The sequence below is a fragment of the Brevibacillus sp. FIR094 genome, assembly GCF_050477165.1.
In the GTDB taxonomy this organism is placed as follows: Bacteria; Bacillota; Bacilli; order Brevibacillales; family Brevibacillaceae; genus Brevibacillus.
In genome coordinates this window covers 56,905-72,939 of the sequence record NZ_JBEAES010000023.1, presented here as the reverse complement: position 1 = coordinate 72,939, position 16,035 = coordinate 56,905, and the positions used below count along the sequence as shown (strand labels likewise).

The 16,035-nt window shown below is 48.3% G+C and carries 18 protein-coding genes and 1 other RNA gene; 18 read left to right on the top strand and 1 reads right to left on the bottom strand.

What is annotated here, in order from left to right:
- Positions 1 to 47: 47 nt before the first annotated feature.
- The 10 genes from ACQ5DJ_RS20030 to ACQ5DJ_RS19985 all read left to right on the top strand — a co-directional run bounded on the left by ACQ5DJ_RS20030 (position 48) and on the right by ACQ5DJ_RS19985 (position 8,912).
- On the top strand, positions 48 to 1,808 hold the full coding sequence (locus ACQ5DJ_RS20030; protein WP_429843983.1) for an HD domain-containing phosphohydrolase: 1,761 nt from the start codon (positions 48 to 50) through the stop codon (positions 1,806 to 1,808).
- 55 nt (positions 1,809 to 1,863) lie between these two features.
- Positions 1,864 to 2,128, top strand: an RNA gene (ffs, locus tag ACQ5DJ_RS20025) — signal recognition particle sRNA large type.
- 230 nt (positions 2,129 to 2,358) lie between these two features.
- The gene (locus ACQ5DJ_RS20020; protein WP_429843982.1) at positions 2,359 to 3,792 is read left to right on the top strand and encodes a PAS domain-containing sensor histidine kinase; all 1,434 of its coding nucleotides are present in this window, start codon (positions 2,359 to 2,361) and stop codon (positions 3,790 to 3,792) included.
- Between the two features lie 140 nt (positions 3,793 to 3,932).
- Positions 3,933 to 5,636 carry a DNA polymerase III subunit gamma/tau gene (gene dnaX / locus ACQ5DJ_RS20015; RefSeq protein WP_429843981.1) on the top strand — a complete coding sequence of 568 codons (1,704 nt, stop codon included), beginning with the start codon at positions 3,933 to 3,935 and terminating at the stop codon, positions 5,634 to 5,636.
- 45 nt (positions 5,637 to 5,681) lie between these two features.
- Positions 5,682 to 5,993, top strand: a complete 312-nt coding sequence (locus ACQ5DJ_RS20010; RefSeq protein ID WP_429844007.1) for a YbaB/EbfC family nucleoid-associated protein — start codon at positions 5,682 to 5,684, stop codon at positions 5,991 to 5,993.
- Between the two features lie 28 nt (positions 5,994 to 6,021).
- On the top strand, positions 6,022 to 6,618 hold the full coding sequence (gene recR, locus ACQ5DJ_RS20005) for a recombination mediator RecR (RefSeq protein ID WP_017246916.1): 597 nt from the start codon (positions 6,022 to 6,024) through the stop codon (positions 6,616 to 6,618).
- 258 nt (positions 6,619 to 6,876) lie between these two features.
- Positions 6,877 to 7,350, top strand: a complete 474-nt coding sequence (locus tag ACQ5DJ_RS20000; RefSeq protein WP_429843980.1) for an SRPBCC family protein — start codon at positions 6,877 to 6,879, stop codon at positions 7,348 to 7,350.
- Between the two features lie 59 nt (positions 7,351 to 7,409).
- Positions 7,410 to 8,387 carry a CPBP family intramembrane glutamic endopeptidase gene (locus tag ACQ5DJ_RS19995; RefSeq protein ID WP_429843979.1) on the top strand — a complete coding sequence of 326 codons (978 nt, stop codon included), beginning with the start codon at positions 7,410 to 7,412 and terminating at the stop codon, positions 8,385 to 8,387.
- 15 nt (positions 8,388 to 8,402) lie between these two features.
- Positions 8,403 to 8,633 carry a DUF2508 family protein gene (locus tag ACQ5DJ_RS19990; RefSeq protein WP_429843978.1) on the top strand — a complete coding sequence of 77 codons (231 nt, stop codon included), beginning with the start codon at positions 8,403 to 8,405 and terminating at the stop codon, positions 8,631 to 8,633.
- Between the two features lie 12 nt (positions 8,634 to 8,645).
- Positions 8,646 to 8,912: a pro-sigmaK processing inhibitor BofA family protein gene (locus tag ACQ5DJ_RS19985; protein ID WP_012683850.1), complete on the top strand. Its 267-nt coding sequence runs from the start codon at positions 8,646 to 8,648 to the stop codon at positions 8,910 to 8,912.
- A gap of 16 nt (positions 8,913 to 8,928) precedes the next feature.
- Here ACQ5DJ_RS19985 and ACQ5DJ_RS19980 read toward each other — a convergent pair whose 3' ends face one another.
- A complete protein-coding gene (locus ACQ5DJ_RS19980) occupies positions 8,929 to 9,456 on the bottom strand; it encodes a hypothetical protein (RefSeq protein WP_429843977.1) in 528 nt (175 codons plus the stop codon).
- A gap of 209 nt (positions 9,457 to 9,665) precedes the next feature.
- Here ACQ5DJ_RS19980 and ACQ5DJ_RS19975 point away from each other — a divergent pair, with 209 nt between their 5' ends.
- From ACQ5DJ_RS19975 to ACQ5DJ_RS19940, 8 genes are all read left to right on the top strand, one after another.
- The gene (locus ACQ5DJ_RS19975; RefSeq protein WP_429843976.1) at positions 9,666 to 10,655 is read left to right on the top strand and encodes a hypothetical protein; all 990 of its coding nucleotides are present in this window, start codon (positions 9,666 to 9,668) and stop codon (positions 10,653 to 10,655) included.
- Positions 10,656 to 10,715: 60 nt separating this feature from the next.
- A complete protein-coding gene (locus ACQ5DJ_RS19970) occupies positions 10,716 to 10,898 on the top strand; it encodes a sigma factor G inhibitor Gin (RefSeq protein WP_007719893.1) in 183 nt (60 codons plus the stop codon).
- Between the two features lie 105 nt (positions 10,899 to 11,003).
- Positions 11,004 to 12,473, top strand: a complete 1,470-nt coding sequence (locus ACQ5DJ_RS19965; RefSeq protein WP_429843975.1) for an aminotransferase class I/II-fold pyridoxal phosphate-dependent enzyme — start codon at positions 11,004 to 11,006, stop codon at positions 12,471 to 12,473.
- 39 nt (positions 12,474 to 12,512) lie between these two features.
- Positions 12,513 to 13,154 carry a dTMP kinase gene (gene tmk / locus ACQ5DJ_RS19960; RefSeq protein ID WP_017246923.1) on the top strand — a complete coding sequence of 214 codons (642 nt, stop codon included), beginning with the start codon at positions 12,513 to 12,515 and terminating at the stop codon, positions 13,152 to 13,154.
- 171 nt (positions 13,155 to 13,325) lie between these two features.
- A complete protein-coding gene (locus tag ACQ5DJ_RS19955; protein WP_007719896.1) occupies positions 13,326 to 13,655 on the top strand; it encodes a cyclic-di-AMP receptor in 330 nt (109 codons plus the stop codon).
- Between the two features lie 92 nt (positions 13,656 to 13,747).
- Positions 13,748 to 14,194 carry a YaaR family protein gene (locus ACQ5DJ_RS19950; protein WP_007719898.1) on the top strand — a complete coding sequence of 149 codons (447 nt, stop codon included), beginning with the start codon at positions 13,748 to 13,750 and terminating at the stop codon, positions 14,192 to 14,194.
- 16 nt (positions 14,195 to 14,210) lie between these two features.
- Positions 14,211 to 15,191, top strand: a complete 981-nt coding sequence (gene holB, locus ACQ5DJ_RS19945; protein WP_144618318.1) for a DNA polymerase III subunit delta' — start codon at positions 14,211 to 14,213, stop codon at positions 15,189 to 15,191.
- 3 nt (positions 15,192 to 15,194) lie between these two features.
- A complete protein-coding gene (locus ACQ5DJ_RS19940; RefSeq protein WP_429843974.1) occupies positions 15,195 to 16,010 on the top strand; it encodes a PSP1 domain-containing protein in 816 nt (271 codons plus the stop codon).
- The last annotated feature ends 25 nt before the right edge of the window (positions 16,011 to 16,035 follow it).

The following is a 16,035-nucleotide window of genomic DNA, read 5'->3' as shown; positions in this document are numbered from 1 at the left end:
GTGTAGCTATTGGCTTGGTGAACAGCTTAGATAAAAGGGGGAGGCTTGTGTACCAGAAGTGGAGGGATCGATTATTTTCTACATTTTTATTGTTGATTCTAGGACCAACTATTCTTGTTTGCTTCCTTTTTTATGATCAGTCCAAAGAGGCAGTGTTTGAACTATACAAGACGAACATGGATGCGAATATAGGGCTCGTCGATGAACGGCTTCTGTCCCTTTTTCAGTCTATCCAAAAGGATACCGATGAATTGGCGAATAGACTGGCCATGCGTATCACAGAGGAACCATCTTTTGACGAAGGAAAAAAGAATGGCTTTCGGCGAGAATGGACATCGCAGGAACAAGTCCAAAATCTATTCGAGCGTTTCTCCAGCAACCAAAACGTGGTAGGAAATATTGTTTTCCTCGGTGAGGATGGAAGAGTTTTCTCATTACACGAAGATAAGAGCTGGAGTGCGGATAATCAATTTATGGAACGAGAGCAATGGGGAACCGGAGAAAACAGGGTAGATTTTCTTACCAAAAGGGAGCAAGAAGAGCGCCCAAAATCATTTTTCCTCGAGAAGCGCCTGGAGAGCTCGAATCCAAAAGCTACGGGACTTTTATTGGTGGAAATCAATCTGGATAAACTGTCTGACTGGATCCGTACCTATGTTGTTCCAAAAGAGTATGGCATGATGGTCCTTTCCCCCTCCCGAACCATTATGATTCACACCGATAAAGCTATGATTGGAAATCATGTTTCGGCGCTTCCTCATTATGAAATGGCACGCAGTCAGTGGGAACAATCCAATGAAAATGGACTCTTTTCCTTGCTCATCCAAGGCAAGGACATTTACGTATACCGTAAAGTATCAGAAAAAAGCGGTGGTGCTTATTTTGAATGGTTGCCGCGAGAGGGGATCAATGAACGATTACAACGATTGAACCTCATCTTTTGTTTCACCCTTTTTATCGTTGTTTTATTTGCCTGTTATGTGGCTCATCGTTTATCAAAATGGATAGGTGAGCCGATCTATAGCTTGGTATCCGCCACGGACTCCTTGTTGAAAGGTGATTTTTCCATACGCGTCCCGATACAGGGGATGAAAGAAATAACGTTACTGGAGAATAAGTTCAACACGATGGCAGAACAGATGCATGCGTTAATTACCCGAGAGCGGGAGTATTCCCAACAGAGCCTGGATCAAATCGTTCGCAGCTTTTATTTAGCCGTAGAGATGAAGGACCCTTATACAGCAGGACATACAGAACGAGTTACGCACTATGCCCTTATCATTTACGATTATTTACAGCAACAAGAGCAGCTTGCCGTTTCACGAGATGATTTACGTTATGCTAGCTTAATGCATGATATCGGAAAAGTAGCCATTCCTGATCACGTCCTTTTAAAAACAGGAAAGCTATCGGCTGACGAGTATGAATGCATGAAAACTCATTCCATCATCAGTGGAGAAATTGTGGAGCAGATAGAAAATCTATCGCATATCAGTCCTGGGGTAAGACATCATCATGAGCGCTGGGATGGAAAGGGTTACCCTGATCAGCTCAAAGGGGAAGAAATTCCACTGATTGGGCGTATTCTGACCGTAGCAGATACATTTGATGCCATGACTTCTACGCGTTCCTATCGCAAAGCCATGTCAGCAGAAGAGGCATACGAAGAAATTCTGCGATGCGAAGGAACTCAGTTCGACCCCTCCATTGTTTTGATTTTTAAGAAGGCTTTTGAGGATGGAGCTATTCAGATTACACAATCGGCGGATTGCAAGGGAAGAGTTAGTAAGGATAGAGAGATTTCCTAACACTGGATAGGTTTACTCCTTGCTATCGGCTACTAACTTTGGTATTCTAGTTCTACCGTGCTAGACGGGGAGGTTGCGGTGCCCTGTAACCTGCAATCCGCAATAGCAGGGTTGAATTCCTATCCTAGGTTTTCTTATGTGAGGCTGCCTTATGGCGGCGGTGTTGAGGAGCGGGTCCTGTGCAACGCGAACCCATGAACCTGGTCAGATCCGGAAGGAAGCAGCCATAAGTGGATCATCGCGTGTGCCGCAGGGTAGCCTGCTCTGAGCTGCTACCATAAGTAACGCTCGGATAAGGATTATCGAAGATAGGTGCACGGTACTTATCACGTATGTACAGATAGCATGTTTCCGAAGGGAAGCATGCTATTTTTATTTTGCGATCCAATTATTTTTTGTTGGAAATTGACGATAACTAGCGAAACATTTCCGTGTTTTTCAAGTGGATAGAATGAAGGTTTTATGAGCATTTTCACGAATTTTCATAATAGGCGGAAAGGATTTGGTTTCTTTCCTTTCAAAATACGTCATAGGCCAGGAGGGACAAGCTATGAGTGCTCTTTCTTCGTTACATCTCGTTGGCTCGTCCGGTCGATTGCAGCGGTTCATGCATCAACTGCCTACTGCCGTTTTGTTGGTGAATCAAGCGGGTAGTATCGTGGAGGTCAACGAACAACTGCTTCGTGTAACCGGATATTCACGCGATCAACTTATCAATCAGCCTATCAGCGCTCTTCTTCCTCAGCGAGGTTCCATGGAACAACTGTATGAGGAATATTTGCGAAAGGAAGAAGAAGTGGGAACCAAAGGCGAGGTCGAACTGGAATGGTGTGATAAACAGGGGAGATGCAGGAACACCTCTGTCATGATCATGGCACAGCAAGCAGAAGAACTTCTGTACATGATCCATTTTCCCCAACTCGCAAAAGAAAGCGATCAGCTGTTGTCGCAACGATTGCTGACCAAACTGACCTATGATACAAGCATGGGCTTGTTTATCCTCGACGAGAAATCGATCATTATCGAAGCCAGTCAGACGGCGTGCAAGCTGCTGGGTATGGAAAGACTGGACGTCATCAATAAACACGTCGATCAAGTATTTAGTGGCATCCCTGAACCGCATCGGTTCATTAAAAAAGAACTGTTGGAAGGCGTAAAGCTGCAAAATGTCGCGACTTCCTGGACCAATGACAACCAACGCTATGAGCTGATTGTCGACGCAAATACGCTCCAAGACGAGTCAGGAAAAACAGTAGGGGCGTTTATTCTTTTCAAAGACATAACAAACCTGCGATCCTTCGCCCAAAAGCTCGAGCGGAATGAACGCTTGGCGATGATCGGGCAAATTGCTGCTGGTACAGCACACGAGATTCGCAATCCGCTTACCTCAATCAAAGGATTTCTCCAAATGTTCCTCAGGTTATTCGCTGACAGCGGCATGGATAGGGAGAAAACATACACCGAAATCATGCTCACCGAAATCAATCGCATCAATTCTTTAGTCAGTGAATTCCTATTATTGAGCAAGCCGCGTAATATTCAATATTCGATGGTCGACTTAAATACTGTTTTTGAGGAAATATTGCCGATCGTCGAGTCACAGGCGAATCTGTACGGAATTGATGTCCAGTTTGCCTCGCGCGGGAAGCTTCCGATGGTTGTCGGGGATACCGAGCTATTGAAGCAAGTGTTCATTAATATCTGCAAAAATGGAATAGAAGCAATGGGAGAGCATGGGTCGCTTCGGATCTCCCATCATTTCGATCAGGACGGCGACAAAGTGAGTATCGATATTCACGATACAGGTCCGGGCATCCCGCTTTACATTATTGATAAGATTTTTGATCCGTTTTTTACGACAAAAGAGGAAGGAACAGGGCTCGGATTGTCTGTCTGCCAAAAAATCATTCACGATATTGGCGGTCAAATCCGTGTCTCCTCCAAAGGGTTTGGGACGACTTTCCATATCATGCTGCCGTATTAGGAGTAGAATGCGTCCCGCACAATTGTGAACGGGGCGTTTTTCTGTGAGACATGTCCGTTCACTTTGTACGAACGGTGGCAATCGTGTATACTGAATAGGATATAGAAGAGGACTGTGCAGATGGGGAGTGTCACACGAACATGGCTTATACCGCGCTATACCGCGTATACCGACCGCAGACTTTTCAAGACGTAGTCGGACAAGAGCATGTTACGACAACCTTGCGTAATGCTTTACGCGAAAATAGGCTGTCCCATGCCTATTTATTCAACGGTCCCCGAGGTACGGGAAAAACAAGTGCAGCCAAAATTATGGCGAAAGCAGTGAACTGCGAGCAGCCCATAGATGGCGAACCATGCAATCAATGCGATACGTGTAGAGCCATCTCCAACGGTTCTGTAACGGATGTGCTGGAAATCGACGCGGCATCCAACCGTGGTGTTGAAGAGATCCGCGACATTCGCGACAAAGTGAAATTTGCCCCGAGCGACGTCAGGTATAAAGTGTACATCATCGATGAGGTGCATATGCTGACGACAGAGGCATTTAACGCTTTGTTAAAAACCCTCGAAGAGCCGCCGTCCCACGTCATTTTTATTTTGGCGACGACAGAGCCGCACAAGCTGCCAGCGACGATTATCTCTCGTTGCCAGCGCTTTGATTTTCACCGAATTCCACTGAGAGTGATGGTCGATCTTTTGCAAAGGATTTGCCAATCACAAGGGGTGCAGGTGGAGGAGCAGGCCCTGCAGCTCGTAGCGAAGATGGCTGAAGGTGGAGCCCGTGATGCTCTTAGCTTGTTGGACCAAGCGATTAGCTATAGCAAGGACGAGGTTCGTGCTAGTGATATTATGCAGATTACGGGCACAGTTGCCCAATCTTACTTTTCTGTGCTTGCGCGACATATTGCCGAAAACGATGTTGCACAGGTCATGGAGCAATTTGATAAAGTCATGGTGCAAGGGAAGGATCCGGAGCAGTTCCTGCACGATTTCCTCTACTATTACCGCGATATGCTGTTATTGAAGACAGCGCCGCAGTTGGAAGAGATTGTTGAGCGGACCATGATTGATGATCAGTTTGCAGAGGTTGCAAAGCTGTACTCGTTTCCGGTGCTTTACGCAGCGATTGAGACCTGCAATCAGGCTTTGTCGCAATTAAAATGGTCGACCTATGCAAGGGTGTTGGTTGAACTGACCCTTGCCAAAATGTGCCAGCCTAATGCGAATGCGAATGTGACGGAATCTATGGGTGCCTCACCCGTTAACAGCGAGGAACTGACCGCGATGTCCAATCGCATCCGCGTTTTGGAAGAGCGTTTGGTTCAAGTGATGCAAGGTCAGGTGAGCATTCCCGGCCAGCAAAAGGCCGAAGAAACACGTAAGAACGAGCCAAGGCGCATAGCCGCGGCTTCTGGTGGTTCACGAACCCCGATGAATAGAGTCAGGGAAGTCGCGAAGGCCATGGATGAGAATTTGACGAGACAGGTGCGCGGGCAGTGGAGTCAAATTTTGACCGAACTGAAAAAGATCAAGATTCAGTACCAGGCTTGGCTAGTCAATGGTCAACCGGTAGCTGCCGGCAATGAAGCTGTTGTCGTAACCTTCAACAGTGCCATCCATTGCGATAAGACGATGGAGGCAGAGCTTCGGAGCGTGATCGAGCGCGTTATGTCTACGGTGCTGGGCAAACCCCTGCAGCTCTTGTCTGTCATGGAGGAAGAGTGGCAAAGTGTAGACCAGCAGGTTGGTCAAAAAGACGCATCTGATGAGCCAGAAGAGGACCCGTTTTTGGCGGAAGCCATCAAGCTCGTCGGAGAAGGTCTTGTTGAAGTCAAAGACTAAATCATACACTCATAACCATTTAGGGAGGATATCTCAATGAAAAACATGCAGCAAATGCAACAAATGATGAAGCAAGTGAAAAAAATGCAGGAAGAAATGCAAAAAGCGCAAGAAGGCTTGAAAGATAGAATCGTGGAAGGCTCTGCTGGTGGCGGTGCTATCACTGTGAAAATCGATGGACATAAGCAAATCAAAGACATCGTGATCAAGCCAGAAGTAGTAGACCCTGAAGATGTAGAAATGCTGCAAGACCTGGTGCTCACTGCTGTGAACGATGCACTGCGCAAAGCAGAGGAAATGGTAGGTAAGGAAATGGGCAAGTTTACCGGAGGCATGAACATCCCAGGCCTGTTCTAAAAATTGGGCAGGAAAAGAGGAGTAGGCGATGTTTTATCCAGAACCGGTCTCAAAGCTCATTGATGGTTTTATGAAATTGCCCGGCATTGGTCCAAAAACGGCTGGGCGGCTTGCCTTTTTTGTGCTCAATATGAAAGAGGACGACGTACTTGATCTGGCAAAAGCATTGGTCAATGCCAAGCGTCAGCTTCATTACTGCTCGGTCTGCAACAATATTACCGATCTCGATCCATGTCATATTTGTCGGGACAAACGTCGTGACGGCTCAGTCATCTGTGTAGTGCAAGAGCCGCGAGACGTGGTAGCGATGGAGAAGACGAGAGAGTTTGAAGGGTATTATCACGTTTTGCACGGGGCGATTTCTCCTATGGATGGGATCGGCCCGGAGGATATTCGCATTCCCGACCTGTTGAAGCGCCTCGGTGATGAGCAGGTGAAGGAAGTCATTTTGGCGACCAATCCGAATATCGAAGGGGAAGCGACAGCGATGTACATTTCCCGGCTGATTAAACCTTTTGGCATTCGCGTGACACGTATCGCGCACGGCTTGCCAGTCGGTGGAGATTTGGAGTACGCCGATGAAGTGACGCTGACCAAAGCATTGGAAGGCAGACGCGACCTATAAAGGAAATGTAAAAGGAAATTTAAAAAGTCGTCCTTTGATCACGATGTAGTTTAAGGCTGATCATTCGACATCGAAATTGGCGTTCACCTTCGAAGTCTGGTGTTCATGTAGGTCCCCTACACTCCACTCCTCCTTCTTCAGGTTCTCGCCACTTTCTCGGTGCTGAAAGGACGACTTTTTAAATATATCGTACGATAAAGATAGAAAAGAAGACGGGGTCTGCCTGTCTTTTTTTTCGTTTCAAGAGGAGGATGCAGTATGCCGGTTATTCGTATGGAGTTTTTGATAGATGCTCCGCGACAAGTCTGCTTCGATGCTGCCAGAAGCATTGATTTGCATATGGAATCCACTTCCAGCACGAAGGAGAGAGCGATTGGAGGAGTAACGAGCGGACTGATAAACCTGGGGGAGACGGTTACCTGGGAAGCCATTCACTTCGGTATCAAGCAGAATTTGACGGTGAAAATCACAGAGATGGAGGAACCGTGTTATTTCGTGGATGAGATGGTTTCTGGCGCATTCAAACGGTTTCATCACACGCATGAGTTCATTCCGATAACGGACAACCAAACGAGGATGATCGATATTTTTGACTACACATCTCCGCTGGGTATTTTGGGGAAGCTTGCGGATTGGTTGTTCTTGGAGGCGTATATGACGCGGTTTTTGTGGACGCGCAATGAATATCTCAAGCAAGTAGCAGAAGCAAAGATAAAAGCTTTGCAATCCTGATAGAAATGCCGGACTTTTTTGAATGGACGAGACATACAGTGAAATAGGAGCGTGAGGAGATGCTGACAGGACCAGGACTGTCGCTTGCGAGTGGGATACGGCGACAAAAGTCCACTCCATGGGCGATCATGCTGTTTATTGGGTATTGGCTCATGTTTACTGCGGAGTTATCGATGATTCGTTTTCACAAGGGGGAAGACGGAAAGTGGGTCGCTAGCACCGTTGGGCAACCGGAGGTATGGCTAGGATTACTTGCATTTGCAGTGACGGTATTTAGCTTCATCGCGACCGTTGGCTTCATTGTGAGCTTGCTCCGAGAAAGACGGCAGAAGACGTCATGGCTATGGCAGTATGACCAGCTTACAGGGAATGATGTACTGCATATTGTTGCTTGGCTGCATGTGTTTCAAACAGGCGTACTACTGTTGTATGGGTTTTTACTGGAAGGTACCTTCTTTTCCACCGGTACGATCGGAGGGATATTGGAATCAGCTATTTTTCAACTGTTCCTGTTGATTTTGATTCCGCTGTGGTTTCGTGGAAGACTGGGGGAAATCGGCGTTCGCCGGCCTGTACGACTAGGCCGGATGCTGTTGATGCTCGCTGCCCTGTTTCTTTTGATTGCACTGGTGCTGGATGCGGTGGTGACGAACCCGATTGCGGACTGGTTTGGACTGTCTCTGTCATCAGAGCGAGAGCAGCTGATCGAAAAAGAGATTGTGCAGGCGAAAGAAACGGATATTTTGGCGGCGCTCACCTCACTGCTGGTTATTGGCATATTGGTTCCGATTGCGGAGGAGATTTTGTTTCGCGGCGTGATTCAGACTTATTTGGTTCGGAGAATCGGGCCCTTTATGGGTATCTTCCTGAGCAGTTTCTGGTTTGGGCTCTTGCATATGGATATCGCTCTGTTCGCTCCGCTTTTTGTCATTGGACTTCTACTCGGATTCGTTCGACATCGGTACCAATCGATCTGGGGAGCTGTTTTGTTGCATGCGGTGAACAACATGACTGGAGTACTGTACTACTTTCAGTGAGGGGGAAGCTAGCGGGTGAGTAGGTGGAGAAAAAAAGCGCGGTTCGTAGTGGAATGGAATGAAGCGAGCTTGGATGTGGCAGTCAATCAGGCGCGAATGAATTGGCAGCATGCCCGCCATCTTGTGGAGATCAGTGAACCGGATGGCGGTTTGGATGATGTCATTTATTATTTGCATGTGACCGAAAAGCGGTATATGTATTTGCTCGCGCAAGCAAAGCGCGAGAGGAATCGCCAACAAGCATAGGAGGAAAAGCCGATGACTACAGGGTGGGTTATAGCACTGATTGTAGTTGGAATTTTGCTGGTGATTGCCGTCAGCAAATCTGTCACGGGCCCGATTAGGTGGATTGGATTTGGGATCATGCAAGTCGTGATTGGCGCACTATTGCTGTTTTTCACCAATCTGGTTGGAGAGCTGGCTAACTTCCACATCCCGATCAACCCGGTGACGGCTCTGCTCGTCGGACTTCTCCGTTTGCCTGGATTGGCGGCGTTGATTGTCATCAAGCTATGGGTTATGTAAAGGTGTATCGATTCGGTTATCCATCGGTAAGCAAAAAAGCAACGCCGCGATCCTCGTATTTCACCCGGCTACGACTTGGCTGACGAAAGGAAGCAAGGAGGGCGAGGAGGCGTGGCAGCGCAACGATCAACGTTCCGGTGATCAAGGTGAGCGCGTATCCTTTCGAAAGCCACACATAAGCCCCGGCTGCTATCGCCATACTTCCCACGATTACCGTGAGCTCACTACCCCGATAGACAGATAGCGGGATGGGAAGTGGATAGCCTGCCCCCCACCACGGTGAGACGAGCATATCGGCAGTTGTCTTAGGTTTATGGCCGCGTAGAAGGGCATACAGTCGAAAAAAGACCAAATGACTGATCGGTATTACAGGTAAAATCGCTAACGTCACAATCAGCGTATAAGCGGGGACTTGTAGCATAAATGAGTGCGAAATAAGGGACAAGCCTATTAACAACAGTTGAAAAAGGTAGCCGACGAGTCGCCAGCGAAAACGATAGAGCAGCTTGTAGCTATAGATCGTATGGGCGGCGGTTTCCTTCATGAGAAGTCACTTCCTTTTACAGCGTTCTGGATGAATGAAAGTCTGCGTTTCCATTATCGCACAGTCGCAAATCTTGAGAAAGCTCATACAAGGAGTGAAACAAGCCGTTTGTCTAGCATGACTGGATTGACGGCTTTTTGTTATGGGTAGGATAAAAGGAATGATATGGAAACTGATTCGGTAGGGCGTAATGAGGAGGGAAGGAAAGCGTGAGGCTATGGGTCATTTCAGAGGAGGTCGTAACCAGATTCGGCAATGAGCTTGGAGCATGTGGGATTGAGCTGTCTGTTTACCAAGCAGATTTCATAGATGAAGTCGCTGATGGATTTCTACTGACAAAAGAGACTGATGGCAAGCTTTTGCAGGGAAGAGTGCGAAAGCTGGGAACGGGACCATGGCTCACACTTGTCTACGGAAGCGACGTGCCATACGACTGGGCGAATACTTTACATGCCCAATACGAGCACACCGGGGAGCATGAGATCATTCGCATGGCGTTATTTACCCACGAGAGTGCTTTGCTTGGAGGAGAACCCAATGGGAGATGGATGCGTTTTCTCTGTAAGCAGCTCGCTGGCTACTCACTTGTATCGATGGTATGCGGAATGCGCGAAGTGGATGAAGTGCTTCGGCAATTCCCTCGCTATTTGGCGTGGAAGGAGCAGTTTTACATCGAACTTGGTGCCAGCTGTGATAAGAAAGGAATTTCTCTGCTGCAAGTCAGTCGCGCGCTCGGTATGGACAAACGAATCGGTCAGGGCTGGCTCTATCCTTCCCGCCAGGACTCTTCCCTCATCGTTCGATGGCTTGAAAAAGAATGCAGGCTCGTTCTACAAAATGCGAAAATACAGCGGATCGTACTTTGGGGGGAGGACTCGCTATGGGAGCATATGTCTTCTGACTGGTTGGCTGAAAAAGACGTTGCGGTGTACACCGGGGAGGACAAGCCAATTCCGAACAAAAGGATAACGCGTTGGACGCTGTACGATTCGTGGCAGGATGCTGTAAAGGATGCGGATTTGCTCGTGATCGGAAATGCCGCGGGAACGACCATTGCCGAGCTGCCGTTACCCGAGCTGGTTAACGCGATGAGGCAGTCCTACGTCATTGATGCGGCAGCTTGTTTCCCTGTGCAGGAAGCCCGGTCCTATTTCCAAGCCTACCGAGCTATCGGCGAAAACACGAACGTTTGGGAATGATGCTGATTATAATAGGGTATAATGGTTGATATATTGAGGAAAAGGGCAGGCGTTTTCACTATGGAAAAAGTTGCTCAGCGATGTATCGTCTGTGAACAGGAGCAGAATGACGGAATCGCCATTTGTGAGCAGTTTATCTGTCAACGGTGCGAACAGGAAATGGTCAATACCGATGTACAGGATGAAAAGTATCCATTTTTTATTCATCAGATGAGACGCATTTGGTTGCGAAAAGATGCGTGAAGAAAGAAGGCATCGGTGCATTCCGGTGTCTTTTTTTTGCTGGCCTCATGCGTGTCCAAATCATGCTAAAATAGGGGAATAAAAATAAAGGACGTGAGTCGCGCGTTGGAGAGAGATGTTGAATTTCGGGAGCGACAAAAGCGTGCGCCCCTTTATGAACAGCTTGAACGGCACGCCAAGCATCGGCCGCATCCGTTTCATGTGCCAGGACATAAAATGGGCCACAGCTTTGACAACTATGCCAAAAATCGCTTTCAAGACATATTGGAGCTGGACGTAACGGAAATTAGCGGGACAGATGACCTGCATCAGCCACAAGGTGTCATTGCAGAAGCGCAGGATTTGGCGGCGCAAGCCTTCCATGCGGAACAGACCAAGTTTTTGATCGGAGGAAGTACAGTAGGAAATATCGCCCTCATCATGACGGTATGCAGACCGGGCGACAAGATTCTCGTACAACGCAATTGCCATAAGTCTGTATTCAACGGCATTATGATGGCGAGAGCAACCCCGATCTTTTTAGTACCTGCCGTCGATTTGGCAACAGGAGTCGCAGCGGGTGTAAGGCGCGAAGATGTAGAGCGTGCGCTACTTGCACACCCCGATGCCAAGGCAGTGTTTTTGACGAATCCTACCTACTATGGAATGGGTATCGATTTGGCGAAAATGGCGGCTACGGTCCATCGGTTTGCCGTACCGCTTTTGATAGACGAAGCTCACGGTGCCCACTATGGGTTCCATCCTGCCTTTCCGCGTTCTGCTATGCAGGAAGGTGCGGATGCTTCGGTCCAATCGACACACAAAATGGGAACGGCAATGACGATGTCCTCGATGTTGCATATTCAGGGGGAGCGGATTGATCGTGAACGGTTGTTCCGACATCTGGCTATGCTTCAGTCTTCCAGCCCGTCGTATGTGCTGATGGCTTCACTCGATTTAGCCAGACGTCATCTGGCGCTTGCGGCAACCGAAGAGTGGAACAGGTTGTTGCCGCTTTTGGAGAAGTTTCGGGAGCGACTCGATCGACTGGAGTGGCTGGATTGGCCGCGACTGTCCACGAACAGCGTATACACTACGCTTGACCCGTTGAAGCTGTTTTTCCATTTGCGAACGGCCCAATTCAGTGGATTTGAGTTGCAGAAGTCGATGGAAAAGCACGGGATTTTCTCGGAGCTGGCGGATGACTCTCATGTACTCCTTGCAGCTTCGACAGGAACATCCTCCCGTGACCTGGATGCTTTGTGGAGACTGCTTGAAACGATGGCGCCACAAGTAGAACCGGGGGAGGAACGTGTTCTTTTGACGGGAGTCGTGTCTTCCCATTATTTGCGCGAGCAGGCATTGCCGATGCATGAAGCCGTTGACTGCCCGAGGGAGTCGATTCTTTTGGAGCAGGCTCTGGGACGAATTGTGGCAGAGATGGTGATTCCATATCCGCCAGGTATTCCAGTGCTGGTGCCAGGCGAGCGGATCGATGAAGAAAGTCTGGCGATGCTGAAGGAATTGGCGAGAGGACAAACGCGATTCCATGGCGTACAGGACGACCAGCTACAAACGATACAGGTTTTACGATAATCTAAGCAACTGGCCTGCTACAACAGGGGTGGAAGGAGTATGGAAGTGGCAACAGGAAAGAAAGGCCGATTTATTACGATAGAAGGCGGAGAAGGGGCTGGGAAATCCACCGTCATCGCCAAGCTGTACGAAGAGCTGAAGGCGCGGGGAGTCGATGTACTTTTGACTCGTGAGCCCGGTGGAATTGATATCGCCGAAAAAATCCGGGAAATTATTTTGAATCCGGCCCACACGCAGATGGATGAAAGAACGGAGGCTCTTTTGTATGCGGCAGCCCGTGGCCAGCATTTGGCGGAAAAGGTGTTACCTGCTTTGGCAGAGGGCAAGCTGGTACTGTGCGACCGTTTTATCGACAGCAGTCTTGCCTATCAAGGACATGCGCGGGGATTGGGCATTGATGCTGTCTACCAGATTAACCGATTTGCTGTCGGTGACTGCATGCCGGAATTGACCTTGTTCTTTGATGTACAGCCCGAAATCGGATTGGCGCGGATTAATGCCTCCCGTGGACGCGAAGTGAATCGTCTCGATCTGGAAGGGATGCGTTTCCATGAGCTTGTTCGGGAAGGGTATCAGCTGGTTATGGAACGCGACCCAGAACGTTTTGTCGTGATTGATGCCGAGCAGCCGATGGAACATGTATATCAATCTGCCCTACAGGCACTGCTAGACAGGTTATAAAAGGCCGTTCAAAAAGTCGTCTTTTGATCAAGCTGTAAGGTTCCCTGTACCGCAGGATGATGTACATGCTGTATAATATGTTTAAGCGAAATAACGTACCAAGCCTACGCGTTTTTCATACAATGAAGAAGTTAAATTGGGAATTGATCATGGGAGAAAGGGTGATAGCCGATGAAAATGGTAGTTGCGGTCGTCCAAGATAAAGATAGTGGTCGTCTGTCTCAACAACTGGTGAAAAAAGGTTTTCGTGCTACGAAGCTGGCTAGTACTGGTAGCTTTTTACGCGCCGGTAACACAACTTTTTTGATCGGTACGTCTGACGAAAGCGTGCCGGAAGTAATCGACATCATTGCGCATAATTGCAAATCCCGCAAACAAATGGTCACTCCCGTCTCTCCACTCAGTAATGCTGTAGACTCGTTCATGCCATATCCACTGGAAGTACAGGTGGGTGGTGCGGCAGTATTTGTATTGGATGTCGGAGAGTTCCACTCATTTTAACGTGGTTCCTTCTCTCTTTTTTCGCAACTTTCGTATATACTTGATCTCATGGGGATAAACCCTGTATTGGATCGGGCGACGGAGGTGGCGATATGAAAATCAGTGATGGGTTACGGCCTAAACTGGACTTAATTAAAACGACGGATTCACGTAAGAATCCTCAACTGGAAAAGCTGAATTTTGGCACGATGATTCAAGGAGAAGACGAACGTATGTCTCAGGAGAAGCTTACCCGGCTACTGACAGACATAGACAGGCAGGGACAGATTCTTGCTCGTTCTCGCGCCGTTCGTGACTTCTATGCTTATAAAAATCTCGTCAAGCAGTTCATGGAAGAGGCTGTGAAGTTCGGCATTGCCTTGGACGATAGACGAGGAATGAATCGGCGTGGTCGCAGCAGGCTGTACAAAATCGTCAAAGAGGTGGATGCAGAGCTGCTCAAACTGACAGATGAGCTCTTGAGCGAGCAGGCACCAACGATTGATTTGTTAGCCAGGATTGGCGAAATCCGCGGCATGTTGATCAATTTGTATTTTTAGTGGGTGTGAAACCATCATGACATGGACCCGTTTTTCTCAGCAGCCACGAGCACAGGAACTGCTGTATCATAGTTTGCGCAACGAACGACTGGCACACGCCTACTTGCTGGCGGGTCCCAAAGGTTCAGGTAAAAAGCAAATGGCCCTGCATCTGGCGAAGTCCCTTTTTTGTTCGGAAAGGGAGGCAGACGCCTGCGGGGCCTGTGTTACATGCAGGCGCATAGAGGGTGGCAATCACCCGGATGTGTTGTTTATTACGCCTGATGGGGCTTCGATTAAAATCGACCAGATCCGTTCATTGCAAAAAGAAATGGCGATGCGCGCCGTCGAGTCGTCACGCAAGGTATATATCATCGAGCACGTCGATAAAATGACGACACAGGCTGCCAACAGCCTGCTCAAGTTTCTGGAGGAACCGCCCGCTGGTGTACTGGCACTGCTTTTAACAGAGCACAGCCATGCGATTCTTCCTACGATTTTATCTCGATGCCAAATCGTTCAATTTTCACCAGTTTCTGCGGAATCGATTGCGGAAAAGTTGCGTGCAGAGGGCGTTTTGGCGGGAATGGCGCAGGTTGCTTCCCACATTACGACAAATGTGGAAGAAGCCATGACACTCAGCCAATCAGAATCGTTTGCACAGCTAAGAAATCTAGTGATACAATTGGTGCAGGAGTGCAAACAGCGCAATTCATCTGCACTCTTAACGATCCATGATATGTTGCAAAAGAGCGACAAAAGTAAAGAGGAACTACCCCTCTTTTTAGATTTGCTCATCCTTTGGCTGCGCGATATCCTGTATTTGCAAGTAGGCAGGCATGCCCATCTCATTAACAGCGACCAACAGGATGTGCTGCAAGGACAAGCACTGGTATGGACAAAAGCTGAGCTCTTGCGTGGGATAGATTTGGTCATGGAGACGAAAAATCGGATAGAGCGAAATGCCAACGCACAGTTGGCTCTTGAGCGGTTGGTTCTTCAATTCCAGGAGGGATAACCCTTGTACGAGGTTGTTGGGGTCCGCTTTAAAAAAGCGGGCAAAATATATTACTTCGACCCTGACCGACTGCCGATTGAGCAAGACTGCACCGTTATCGTTGAAACGGCGCGAGGGGTCGAGTTTGGCAAGGTCGTCATTGGCAAAAAAGAAGTAGCTGAGTCTGATGTCGTATTGCCGCTGAAAAAGGTCATTCGGATGGCAGACGAGCGAGATGCAAAACAGGTGGATGAAAACAAGCAAGCCGCCAAGAATGCTTTTGCTGTATGTCAGACGAAGATCAAAGAGCACAAGCTCGAAATGAAGCTGGTCGATGTAGAATACACGTTTGACCGCAACAAGATTATCTTTTATTTTACCGCTGATGGCAGGGTTGATTTCCGTGAGCTGGTAAAAGACCTCGCCTCCGTATTCCGTACCCGGATTGAGCTTCGCCAGATCGGTGTGCGTGACGAAGCCAAAATGCTTGGCGGGATTGGACCTTGTGGCAGGTTGCTTTGCTGTTCGACGTTCCTCGGCGATTTCGAGCCTGTCTCGATCAAAATGGCCAAGGACCAAAATCTTTCGTTGAATCCAGCCAAAATCTCTGGTCTATGCGGCCGGTTGATGTGCTGTTTAAAATACGAGAATGACAACTATGAAAGCTCGAAGGATGAGATGCCAGACATTGGCAAAGTGGTCACCACCCCGATGGGAAATGGACGAGTCGTTTCCGTAAACGTACTTGATCAATCTGTCCAAGTAGAGCTTTCAATCGACAAGCGAGTCACCGAATTTGGATTGGATGAGATTGCGATAGGTCTCCCCACCTTTGAATAAAGCGTGGGGGTAGGGGAGAGGTGAG

What these genes read in the sequence shown, in the direction of transcription:
- ACQ5DJ_RS20020 (WP_429843982.1), top strand. Translation starts at nt 2,359, where the DNA reads ATGAGTGCTCTTTCTTCGTTACATCTCGTTGGCTCGTCCGGTCGATTG.
- dnaX (WP_429843981.1), top strand. Translation starts at nt 3,933, where the DNA reads ATGGCTTATACCGCGCTATACCGCGTATACCGACCGCAGACTTTTCAA.
- ACQ5DJ_RS20010 (WP_429844007.1), top strand. Translation starts at nt 5,682, where the DNA reads ATGCAGCAAATGCAACAAATGATGAAGCAAGTGAAAAAAATGCAGGAA.
- recR (WP_017246916.1), top strand. Translation starts at nt 6,022, where the DNA reads ATGTTTTATCCAGAACCGGTCTCAAAGCTCATTGATGGTTTTATGAAA.
- ACQ5DJ_RS20000 (WP_429843980.1), top strand. Translation starts at nt 6,877, where the DNA reads ATGCCGGTTATTCGTATGGAGTTTTTGATAGATGCTCCGCGACAAGTC.
- ACQ5DJ_RS19995 (WP_429843979.1), top strand. Translation starts at nt 7,410, where the DNA reads ATGCTGACAGGACCAGGACTGTCGCTTGCGAGTGGGATACGGCGACAA.
- ACQ5DJ_RS19985 (WP_012683850.1), top strand. Translation starts at nt 8,646, where the DNA reads ATGACTACAGGGTGGGTTATAGCACTGATTGTAGTTGGAATTTTGCTG.
- ACQ5DJ_RS19980 (WP_429843977.1), bottom strand. Translation starts at nt 9,456, where the DNA reads ATGAAGGAAACCGCCGCCCATACGATCTATAGCTACAAGCTGCTCTAT.
- ACQ5DJ_RS19970 (WP_007719893.1), top strand. Translation starts at nt 10,716, where the DNA reads ATGGAAAAAGTTGCTCAGCGATGTATCGTCTGTGAACAGGAGCAGAAT.
- tmk (WP_017246923.1), top strand. Translation starts at nt 12,513, where the DNA reads ATGGAAGTGGCAACAGGAAAGAAAGGCCGATTTATTACGATAGAAGGC.
- ACQ5DJ_RS19955 (WP_007719896.1), top strand. Translation starts at nt 13,326, where the DNA reads ATGAAAATGGTAGTTGCGGTCGTCCAAGATAAAGATAGTGGTCGTCTG.
- ACQ5DJ_RS19950 (WP_007719898.1), top strand. Translation starts at nt 13,748, where the DNA reads ATGAAAATCAGTGATGGGTTACGGCCTAAACTGGACTTAATTAAAACG.
- holB (WP_144618318.1), top strand. Translation starts at nt 14,211, where the DNA reads ATGACATGGACCCGTTTTTCTCAGCAGCCACGAGCACAGGAACTGCTG.